This window comes from Candidatus Jordarchaeum sp. (genome assembly GCF_052745115.1).
On record NZ_JBRAKS010000131.1, the window covers coordinates 1 to 10,271 of the forward strand.

The 10,271-nt window shown below is 39.6% G+C and carries 18 protein-coding genes; all 18 read right to left on the bottom strand.

Annotated features, from left to right (window positions below; translation table 11 throughout):
- Positions 1–31: 31 nt before the first annotated feature.
- Positions 32–676, bottom strand: a complete 645-nt coding sequence (locus tag ACUVXA_RS10610) for a radical SAM protein (RefSeq protein WP_445871232.1) — start codon at positions 674–676, stop codon at positions 32–34.
- 112 nt (positions 677–788) lie between these two features.
- A complete protein-coding gene (locus tag ACUVXA_RS10615) occupies positions 789–947 on the bottom strand; it encodes a hypothetical protein (protein WP_445871233.1) in 159 nt (52 codons plus the stop codon).
- 59 nt (positions 948–1,006) lie between these two features.
- Positions 1,007–1,954: a SufB/SufD family protein gene (locus ACUVXA_RS10620; protein WP_445871234.1), complete on the bottom strand. Its 948-nt coding sequence runs from the start codon at positions 1,952–1,954 to the stop codon at positions 1,007–1,009.
- A complete protein-coding gene (locus ACUVXA_RS10625) occupies positions 1,951–2,682 on the bottom strand; it encodes an ATP-binding cassette domain-containing protein (protein WP_445871235.1) in 732 nt (243 codons plus the stop codon). Before ACUVXA_RS10625 ends, ACUVXA_RS10620 begins: the two co-directional genes overlap by 4 nt.
- 29 nt (positions 2,683–2,711) lie before the next feature.
- Positions 2,712–3,074: a NifB/NifX family molybdenum-iron cluster-binding protein gene (locus ACUVXA_RS10630; RefSeq protein WP_445871236.1), complete on the bottom strand. Its 363-nt coding sequence runs from the start codon at positions 3,072–3,074 to the stop codon at positions 2,712–2,714.
- A complete protein-coding gene (locus ACUVXA_RS10635; protein ID WP_445871237.1) occupies positions 3,071–4,045 on the bottom strand; it encodes an arsenic resistance protein in 975 nt (324 codons plus the stop codon). The genes ACUVXA_RS10630 and ACUVXA_RS10635 overlap by 4 nt, the downstream gene beginning before the upstream one ends.
- 97 nt (positions 4,046–4,142) lie before the next feature.
- Positions 4,143–4,514, bottom strand: coding sequence for a hypothetical protein (locus tag ACUVXA_RS10640; protein WP_445871238.1), 372 nt, complete (start codon positions 4,512–4,514; stop codon positions 4,143–4,145).
- Between the two features lie 18 nt (positions 4,515–4,532).
- Positions 4,533–5,042, bottom strand: coding sequence for a hypothetical protein (locus ACUVXA_RS10645; RefSeq protein WP_445871239.1), 510 nt, complete (start codon positions 5,040–5,042; stop codon positions 4,533–4,535).
- 29 nt (positions 5,043–5,071) lie between these two features.
- Positions 5,072–6,418 carry a cytochrome c biogenesis protein CcdA gene (locus ACUVXA_RS10650; protein WP_445871240.1) on the bottom strand — a complete coding sequence of 449 codons (1,347 nt, stop codon included), beginning with the start codon at positions 6,416–6,418 and terminating at the stop codon, positions 5,072–5,074.
- 4 nt (positions 6,419–6,422) lie between these two features.
- Entirely contained in the window at positions 6,423–7,178 is a 756-nt protein-coding gene (locus ACUVXA_RS10655; protein WP_445871241.1) for a hypothetical protein, read from the bottom strand.
- Between the two features lie 10 nt (positions 7,179–7,188).
- Positions 7,189–8,169 carry a DUF2703 domain-containing protein gene (locus tag ACUVXA_RS10660; RefSeq protein WP_445871242.1) on the bottom strand — a complete coding sequence of 327 codons (981 nt, stop codon included), beginning with the start codon at positions 8,167–8,169 and terminating at the stop codon, positions 7,189–7,191.
- Positions 8,166–8,417 carry a putative zinc-binding protein gene (locus tag ACUVXA_RS10665; RefSeq protein WP_445871243.1) on the bottom strand — a complete coding sequence of 84 codons (252 nt, stop codon included), beginning with the start codon at positions 8,415–8,417 and terminating at the stop codon, positions 8,166–8,168. Before ACUVXA_RS10665 ends, ACUVXA_RS10660 begins: the two co-directional genes overlap by 4 nt.
- A gap of 137 nt (positions 8,418–8,554) precedes the next feature.
- Entirely contained in the window at positions 8,555–8,794 is a 240-nt protein-coding gene (locus tag ACUVXA_RS10670; protein WP_445871244.1) for a thioredoxin family protein, read from the bottom strand.
- A 50-nt stretch (positions 8,795–8,844) separates the two neighbouring features.
- Positions 8,845–9,135, bottom strand: coding sequence for a carboxymuconolactone decarboxylase family protein (locus ACUVXA_RS10675; RefSeq protein ID WP_445871245.1), 291 nt, complete (start codon positions 9,133–9,135; stop codon positions 8,845–8,847).
- 13 nt (positions 9,136–9,148) lie between these two features.
- Positions 9,149–9,595, bottom strand: coding sequence for a putative zinc-binding protein (locus tag ACUVXA_RS10680; protein ID WP_445871246.1), 447 nt, complete (start codon positions 9,593–9,595; stop codon positions 9,149–9,151).
- Between the two features lie 5 nt (positions 9,596–9,600).
- On the bottom strand, positions 9,601–9,837 hold the full coding sequence (locus ACUVXA_RS10685; RefSeq protein WP_445871247.1) for a thioredoxin family protein: 237 nt from the start codon (positions 9,835–9,837) through the stop codon (positions 9,601–9,603).
- An 11-nt stretch (positions 9,838–9,848) separates the two neighbouring features.
- Complete coding sequence (locus ACUVXA_RS10690; RefSeq protein WP_445871248.1) at positions 9,849–10,073, bottom strand: carboxymuconolactone decarboxylase family protein; 225 nt, start codon at positions 10,071–10,073, stop codon at positions 9,849–9,851.
- Positions 10,066–10,271: SPASM domain-containing protein (locus tag ACUVXA_RS10695; protein ID WP_445871249.1), on the bottom strand; the 206-nt coding region annotated here is incomplete at its 5' end. The genes ACUVXA_RS10695 and ACUVXA_RS10690, both read right to left, overlap by 8 nt.

Below are 10,271 nucleotides of genomic sequence, written 5' to 3' on the forward strand. Positions count from 1 at the left end.
TTACTTATCGGAACTGTAGGCGCTATCCTATTCATCCCTGCTCTTCTTTCATTTCTTTTGCTTTAACCTTAGTGATAAGCGTACCGTTTGTTGCTATTGCAACATAGATTCCTTTATCTGCAGCATATCCTGTAAGTTCTAAAATATCAGGCCTAACTAAAGGCTCACCGCCTGAAAACGCAAGTATGGTTACACCCGCCCGATCAAAAATATCAATTGCATGCTTAGCCTGTTCATTTGACAGTTCATCTTTCAATGGTTTGCCTGCTGTGGCATAACAATGTTTACAGTGAAGGTTGCATGCGTAGGTAACATCCCATACAATCTGGTAGGGCGCACCAGAGGTGAACGGTTTTTTAACGCCAAAGAGGGCAACACCATGTACAGTGGATGCTAATCCTTTTCCCCAATACGGGTCTTTGAATTTTTCTTTTAACTTATCTTCAGTGAGACCGAAAGCATCTCCTCCTTTCTTTAACACACTAGCGATAATCTTCTCAGCTGTTCGACAAGAAAAACAGGCTTTTTCACGTTTACCAGTATAAAGCTCCACTGCTACTTCTATTCGATTCTTTTTATCTTTTTCACAATACCTACTCATACCTTTGAGTATTTTTCTAGTAGCAGGATTGCCAATCGCAGCCTTTAATATCCCGATGGTGGTAGTAGTTTTCATTCATCATACCTCCTTTGATATATACACTAATTTCCAACATCTATATTCATGGGATCACCATTTCATGGAATCCTTTTTCTACAGTTCATCAAGCAGCCGTCCTTAGTTATCGTTATCCACAGCAACCCCTGGATCCACCGGAGGGTAATATTTTGTGGTATTCCTTCGCCCAGCAGTCACTACAGAGCCAAATGTTTCCTAATTCTCGATGTGAAGCGTAAAGCAGGCTTACATTTTTGTCGTTCTTGCCGCAGATGCTGCACTTGTCCATTTTATTCCTCCTTACAAATTTTTATCATCTCATTTACAGCCTTCTCTAAATCTTCCTTACTACTTCAATAAACCATTTACAATAAAACTCACAGATTCCTCTTCTGTTAGCCCTCTTGCCATGAGCGTCTCCAGTTTTTTCTTATCGATTCTTCCAATTGATGCTTCATGAGTCACCTTTGCAAGCGAGTTATTCACACTTATTTTCGGCATCGAACTCGCTTTTGCACCTTCACCGTGTACTATCTCCTGACAATCTATATGCCCCCTTGTGTATGCCGCATTACCAGCTATCTCACCAAGTACAGTACCAGAAGCATTGTCAATCAACATTATCTTACTTTTTGCAATCCCCGCAGCATATACCCCGTTTAACTGAAGCGATTCCCTGACTTCTATTTTATCATCACCCTTGCCATAAACCCTTGTTAAAAGCTCACAGGAACTTCGCTCCTCCTGTTCTATTTCATAGTCAATATTCAGAACTCCGACTCGTCCATTTGTGATTTTGAATTCTTCACACAACTTTCCATCTTTATCTATTTTGCCTTTGAGTCTTGGATAAACCCATGCCCCACCCGTATCACCGTGATAATGCTCCTCAAGATAGGACATCTCGGCATTTTCACCGATGTATACTTTTGCATCCATAATATGTTCAATATGCACTGCATTTGGGAATAAACAATGAGCAAGAAATTTTACTTTTGCACCCTTTCCAATGAAAAACTCAGATTTTATTACCTGCCTCCCCTCTTTTGGTAGCATACCAAAGCAGAGGTGGATTGGAAACTCAATTCTTGCATCCTCATCAATAAATATTCCTACACGTACCCCATCTTTTATAGATTTATGTTTTATATGGAAACCCTTTATTTCATTCTTCCCTACAACCTTATCTTTGCTTATCACAAGATTACCAAATTTATTATTCAGGAGAACTTTTCCATCCCTGTCTGTCTTTTTATACGCATCAACAAGTAACCGAAATTCTTCTGAATAACTCATTTTAGCCTCTCCTTATCTAGCTGCCCAACATGATCACATCTTTCACAATTCTCTTTGAAAAATTCTGTAACCTCCTTTACATCACCCTCCTTCGCAATTTTTCCATCACAAAGGAGTGAGACCTTATCAGCAAAACCAGCCAGTCCTTCACTATGTGTTATCAGTATCACCGCAGTTCCCATCTCTTTGAACGTTTGTATCGCTTTTTTTATAGCATCCATCGATGTCATATCTATACCAGAATCGGGTTCATCCAGAATCACAAGTCTTGGTTTAATGGAGAACACAGAGGCGAACTCTACCCTCTTTCTTTCTCCACCGCTTAATTTCTCATCTATTGTTCTATCGAGATAAAGGGCAGGGCTGAGTCCAACAAGACTTAGGCATTTTTCCGGGCTTATTCCTTCTTTTTTAATACTTAGATATTCCCTTACAGTTATTCCCTCAAGATTCGCAGGTGTTTGCCATGCAAGAGTGATACCTAATTTCGCCCTTTCAGTTATCGAAAGATTTGTTATATCGATACTGTTAAAAAACACCCTACCTTCAGTCGGCTTATAACCTTCAAGCCCCATAATAATGGCAGCAAGCGTTGTTTTGCCTGTTCCATTAACACCAATGATAGCACGCATTTCATTTTTTCCAATTTTAAGATTCACTCCTTTTAAAATTTCTTTTTTTCCTGCGTGATAGTAAATATTTTTTACTTCTAATATATACTTATTCATTATTTTTCCTCATTGTGGTGCTTAGACGCCTATGAATGTTCATCGCATGGTCCTGCACCAGACAATTTGCCCCCTAAATATTTATCCAAAGCATCTTTCACTTTTCCGCTTATTCCTGTGATGGGTTGCACACCAAGTTTTTCAAACCATTCAATAGCCCGTGGCCCCATACCACCAGCAATGATCACGTTAGCATTTTCTTTTGCTATAAATTGGGGGACTACTCCGGGTTCATGGCTATTAAAATAAGGATTCTCTTTTGTTTCTATGGTCTTCACGAGATTGCCCTCAACATCCACAAAGATATAATATGGGCATCTGCCAAAATGTTGTGCTACCATGCTTTCTAATCCTTTATTTTCCTCACTTGCAAAGGCTATTTTCATTTTCATATCACCTCCTCCTTCTTTTCGGTCATACCTCGACGGAATAGTTGGTAGAAGATAACCGCGGTCAGCATCTGGAAGGCAAACCCCACTGCTACCGGCAGCATCTCTAAACCCTTAAAGCTCACAGCGGCTATGCCGATGGCGATGGGCAGGTTCTTCATACCCGAGGAATACGTAATAGCTATGTTCTTGCCCTTAGAGAAAAGCTTGAGGCTCACCAAGTAGGCACCGATGAATAAAATAGGGAAAATCAGTATTGTTGATATCATCAGGGGCGCTACCAAACCTATATTTTTCATGATTGGTGAGATGTTAGTGTTAATTGCCATGAACATCAGTAGCATAGCAGTGGTAGCCGAGATGGCCGGCATTACAGGCAGACACTTCTGAACGTTAACCCTCCTTTCCAGAAGCTGTCGTAAGGCAGCGCCGCTTAGCACCGGTATGAGCACGGTAATGATCAGTTGCTGGAACAGCCCCCAGGTGTCGATGGTAACGGATGTGGCTGCGAACAGGACCATGAGGAGGGGGATAAGGAAAGGCGCCAGGATCATGGTGGCAGCATTGATTACCGTGGCTAAGGGAACGTCCCCTTTAAGGAGGCCGGCCCACACCAGAGCCATGCCAGCGCAGGGAACCACGCCGATGAGAATAAGACCGGTGGTCAGGTCCGTATGAGCGGATAGGAAAAGACGGGCTAAAAGCCAGCATAGAAAGGGAGCAAAGAGGAAGTTCAGCACCAGCCCAAAGGAGAAACCTTTCCAATCTCTCGCTGCCGCGCCCAGGCTCTTAAAAGTGATGGTAAAGCCCATGGCTCCTATCATAAGTATAATGAGGGGAGTATTAAACTGGCGAATAAAGACTCCGGGACGGGGGGTGAAAAGCCCCACTATCACTCCAATAACCAGAGCAGAGATGATTATGTAGGCATACTTCTCCCTCACAAACCTTGCATAAACCATTATTGCGTTCATCTACCTCACTTCCTTACATACCTAATAGTTTTATTACACCACGATATTGCTGGCATATGGTGAGCGTTTCTTCGTGTATTCAGCAACAATAACGACACTAAGCTGCACCTCTTGAAATTCCAGTAAAGTCATACGAACGATATGCTAGCATTGATCCCTTTTTCATTCCTTCTTCAGTATCTCTTACAGTTATTTCATAACCCCAATTTCTCAAAGCTACTACTATAATTCCTGGTAGCAAATAATGATGCCAATCTACATATACGGGAAAAGTTGGTTTATTGCGTTCCAAAGGTAGTCCTTTCAAAATGAACTCAGCCATTTCGAAGGAATCTTTTTCTTTCGACTTAATATTCTTTTCCTTTATTACTGGAACAGCTCGTTCAAAATCTTTATTTGTAAACTCTTGTATTCTTCTCGTATACGTTCGGAATTTCTTTTCAACATACATCTTTTTAGCTTCAACCATCTTTTTTCATCTCGGGTATCATTTATTTTTTTCTTTCAACTTACGTCGCCTTATCAATATTAAACCTGTTGAAAAGAAAAGTAATACAAGTTCAAAACCAGGGGTTGAGTTATTACCAGGATTATCCTCAGGAGGATTGTTCTGTTCATCGATGCTCAGATTGACAAATGCTGTTTCAGAAGTGAACCATGTCTCATTTGCTTTGATGGCAATATTATATTTAAACTGCGTTGCCTGTTCATGTAGTAACTTAATCGATGCATGATAAACATCGTTTGTAAAATTCATTGATTCATTCCACTTATCAACAAAACACATATCTCCTTGGCATTCCTGAAGAATTAGTCTTACATCCTGAATATTAGTTGTATTATCAATTGTTACCGTAAAGATGATGGCTGAGAGTGGTGTAGGTTCGACTGGCTCAATGCCGATAGTGATAATTGATGGGTTAGCAATAACACCCATTGGAAATAAGAAAACACCAAGAATCATGAGGATAGGACAATTAGTGGTAAAATACCTCATCTCACAGCACCTCATTCTTTATCATCAAATCACCAGAAATTTATACCCCAAAATCTAATTGCCATAAGTATTCCGATAGCAATTATAATGATTCCAAATATTTTCTGCATCCATTTCCCAGCGGTAACATACTTGTTACCAAGTTTTCCTCGCACGGTGTTGGTAACCGCGCATAGAGGAATAATTGGTACCCCATGACCGAGCCCAAAAATAAACAACAACAAACCACCCATCAGCAGGTTGATCTCTTGGGTGAGTATGAGAATGAATACCGGCATCATCAACCCCATTGCACATGGTGCCCATCCAATGGAAAAAAGGATACCTAAGAAAAAGGCGCCGGCATAAATTGATTTTTTACTGAGTTTGAAAAACATATTTTGTCCTTTCTCCATTATATGGGAACCTGATCCTTGTTTGGATTTCGTCTTAATAAGTTCTCGTAGTGGTTTGAAAATATTCAACCCCAAGACAACAAGGATAATCCCTGCTATGAGATAAAACAAAGCAGATGCTTCAATGAAGATGCCTACTGAGGAGATAACCAATCCAAACATAAAAAACACTAGCGACATCCCAAACGTAAAAACAATGCCAATCCAGATTCCTTGAACGGAAATTTTCTTTGAGCTTCCTTCAGAACCTTTTTGCAACGAACCTACATAGGAAATCATTGCAACCAATAAAGCAAGAGAGCACGGGGTTACCGCAGTGAGAATACCAAGGGCGAAAATACCGATAAACGTGATGCTTTCATCATAGATCTGACCTTTAAATCCCTTCCATCTTCCTTCAAGTATGTCCTGTACATTACTGGAAAGAGACTCAGCACTCTGAATACCGTCAATAGGACCTTTACCCATGCAATATATATGATATACTCCAACAATACTTTGGTTCATATCGATAAGAACAAGACCAGGGTTGGAAAACGCACCATCAACTGTCCAGTATTTTTGATACAGATTGGCTATAGGAAATGGGGAAAAATCTTCAACCCAATGCCAACTCACATTAACATCAAAATCTCGTTCTGCCATCTCTTTACCAGTTACTGAGTAAGGATTCTTCCTGATGTTAATAGTGATAACAGTAACATTCTGATTCGTGGTAGAAAGTTTTTCAAGTTCAACTATCTGACCTTTCATCTCCTTAAGACATTCAATACACACGGGCTCTTCCACCTGTGTGAAATGCAGAATAACAACATTTCCATTATAATCGCTTAAAGAAAACTCTTGACCTTTTTCATCTACAGCAGTAAAATTAGGTGCAGGGATGATTTCAGTATTTTCGGCTTGCGATATCAGGGCAAGTAATGTTATTGCAATTAATATCAGGGTTAATAAAAAAAGACTTTGAAACTTATATTTCATACTATCATCCTCCACTGTTTATATGATGGTAGTACATTGCGTCTTTCATCCAATCCTCAATCTCAGATTCCTCCATATCCCCCTCCCATGCATGCCATGCAACTTGCTTTGAACCATCTTTTTCAATCAATGTAATAATACCGGTCAATGCAATATAATGCGGAGCGCCATCAGGATCATAGATAAGTGAATCATATCCTTTCATCTCAGTAGCACCTCCTTGATCGATATCTAAATCGTAAAAAACCAAATTATCATGTTCGTATTTCTCTGCTAACGCAATAACCCTGTCTGCTTGGGGTGCACACCAGGTACAGTACATTCTATGAACAACAAAAACAACACACCCCTTTTGAAGCGAATCAATCACCCATTGAGGATGAGTAATAGAACCATCAATAGGATGATCTATCCAGAAACCATCATTACCCGTACCAAGAGAATGAACTGGGGTATACGACTCTAACCATGACGACCCGCTAGAATGACTCCCGTTAGTATCTGAGTTGTCAGAGAAACCTGAAAAAAGGAAAAACAATGCGACAACAACAACCACCAATACGACGAAAACACCTGCGATTACTGCTTTTGACACCCTTGGTTTCTGTTGTCCTTTTTTTGGTATGACCTTGATCAAAGACTCGTCAACATCTTCAATTTTTTTATCGTGGACATGCCTCAAATGAGCTGAAATATTTTCTTTTTTTAGTTTTGTCTTGCATATTGGGCATATCACCCATGTTTCATCTTGTTCTTTCATAATTTTTCACCTAACTGTTTCTTTGATAGTAGTATATCGCGTCTTGTATCCACGTTTCCATATCTGAATCACCAACATTTCCCTCCCAGCTATGCCAACCATACGTTACCTCGCCTTTCTCTTTGACCAGAGTGATAATACCAGTGAGTGCTATATACCCTGGATATCCATCAGGGTCATACACATATGCTTTATACGATTTCTGTTCAATATCACCACCAAGAGCAAAATCCAAATCCCAAAACACAAGTTGCCCCTCATATTTGTCACCAAATCGTATCACACGATCTGCTTGTGCTTGACAACCAACACATCCTGTTGCATGGACAACAAATAGTACACAACCTGTATCAAGGCTATCCAGCACCCAGTCAAGATGAGAAACAACACTACCACTCTCTGGGTTTATCTCAGGATACACGGTCCAGAAATCATCTGAACCTGTGCTAACAGAATGAACAGGTGTATAATTCTTTAACCATGCTGGACCAGATGAGACATTTTCCGAGTTGGTCGTACAGCCGCTTAATAACGTGAAGCTTGCAACAAAAAAAAGTGATAGTATGATACCACATAATCTATTTCGATTCATAGTTTTTTTGCCACCTGTATCTAATCCTGCTACTTTTAAAACAGCCCTCCGAATGATTATTTCCGGAATTTCATCATACGACTTCCCATTATATTCCACTGTTCGGCAATATGCATCAATCCCCGTCAAACAGGAACATGACGAGCAGTAATTCTGAGAAACATTCACACCAGAAAGAATCTGTTCAAGAGATATATCATTAATCAGAATCATATTTGACTGAGTAATCTGGTTCTTCGAAAGTTTCGTTTCTTTGAATATTATTTTTACATTTTTCGTTTTTAATTCTTTTTTTAACTCCGCGATGACTTGATGAAGTGTTTTCCCTGCCACAGAGCATCGAAGGCAGGTGTCTCCATTTTCGTCAAGATGTCTCCACTCAATTGTAAACTGTTTCATCCTTTTAATTTCTCCTTAACCGCTTGTTCAACCTTAGCTATATTTTTGTCATCAAGTTGAAAATCTGAGGTGTTCCGAATACCAAGATCAGTAACAACAACATGAACAGTAACCGGGCACTCTGCATGCTCCAATGTTTTTTTTGCACAGTGCACTGGGCAGCCATCGATAGCAACAACCTTTTTTGCCTCTCTTGTTGCCTCTGCAAAACCGCTTATATGGCCCCAGATAACTGCAAGACAGTACATCTTACCAACACCCTAAATCGTTAGCCGTTTTGCTACTTCGTTTGCTAGTTGTCCAACATTTGACCCACCAGAGCAGAGGAATATTAAAACCTCGTCAGCTTCACAGAGACATTTTTCTTTCTTCATCTCACAATCACCTACTTTTGTAAAAGTTTTTTAACCTCATCTGCACTGGGAACATGCCCAACGATTTTTACCTCACCGTCTATAACCACTGCTGGTGTCATCATCACACCACGATTCACAATCTCCTGCAAATCTTCCACTTTTACAACTTCTGCATTGTTACCAAGTTCTTCAACAACCTGCTTTACAATTTTCTCAGTTGCCTTGCATTTTGGACAACCGGTTCCTAATATCTCTATCCTCATACGCATTTCACCTACTTCTTCATCAACGTATCACTCATACTAATATTCATATTATTTTATATTTTTATTTCTTCATCGATGGTCTTTTTTGACCACACATAGGCCGGACCACCACACATTAACGTAGCCACGGCAAGTGCTTCTGCAATCTCAGGATTTGTCGCACCAGCTTTTATTGCCCGCTGTATATGAACTTTTAAACACGGCTCACAACGGACAGCAACAGATAATGACACGGCCATCAATTCTTTTATTTTCGTTGATAATGCACCATCTTTCATTACCATAGTATTCTGATCAATAAGCACTTTATAGGCTTCAGGCTGCAATTCTTTCAAAACATCCATAAAAATAACCATCCTATTTATCTTTAATAGCCTTTACAATCAACTCTTTCGCCCTTCGTATTTCTTCATCATAGATATAATCCATCAATGGTTTCACTGTTTTAGGAGCAATATCTTCATGCAAAGCTTTTTTTATCATCCCAATATCCCGTACTAGCACAATGCTTTTAGCCACCTTGAAACCTGTCTTTTCAACAATTTTCTTACTGCATTCAAATGGGCATCCATCAACAGTAACTATTTTCTTAGCAGCCTTGCTTTTCCCAAAAACTGGGCCAACGTTTGTCGGTAGTCCACCAAGACATCCAATAGCTACTTTTTCAAGTCCCAGTTCCTTTACCGCTTCCATACTTGCTAATGCTGCTGTAATCCCAGTGTTTGACAACCCACCAAAGCAAGCAAATATCACGTTCTCATGGGTATTTTTTCCAGCTTCAAATTTCATTTCTTTTTCTTCCATTTTTATCAACCTCCAATCATTTCTTTTATTTCTTCTTTCCTTGCAATCCTTCCAGATATCTTAACCACCCCATCTATTGCAAGGGCAGGCGTCATCATAACCCCATGTTTCATTATCTCCGCTATATCCTCAACTTTTATAATTTCTATATCTTTTCTACCCAATTCTTCAACTACTTCTTTTACTCTCTTTTCCGTTAGTCTACATTTTGAGCAGCCTGTACCTAAAATCTCTATTTTCATATATTAACCTCCTATTTTACTTCCATTGCCTTGGATACAAATTCATACACTCCTTTATCACCAGCTACACTAATACTCCTAGCAAATTCAACTACTTCACGTATATCATCTTGTGATATGCCCAGTTTTTTTGCTTGTTTGAAATGATAAAGAAAGCATGGTCTACAATGACCTGCAACAGAAGCAGCTATACCCACTAATTCCATAATTTTTTCATCCATTTTTTCATCACTCACCTCTATTAAAAATACATCCTGGATCAGGAGCAAGATAATCATTGAAGTAACCATACGCCCTTGCTCTGCATCCCCCACAATAATAACGATAACTACAGGTACTACATCCATTCAATAAATCCTTGTTTCTTAGATCCTGCAACACCTTGTTGTGAATCCAGAGTTGCTCAAAATCATCCTTCAGGATATTTCCTATTT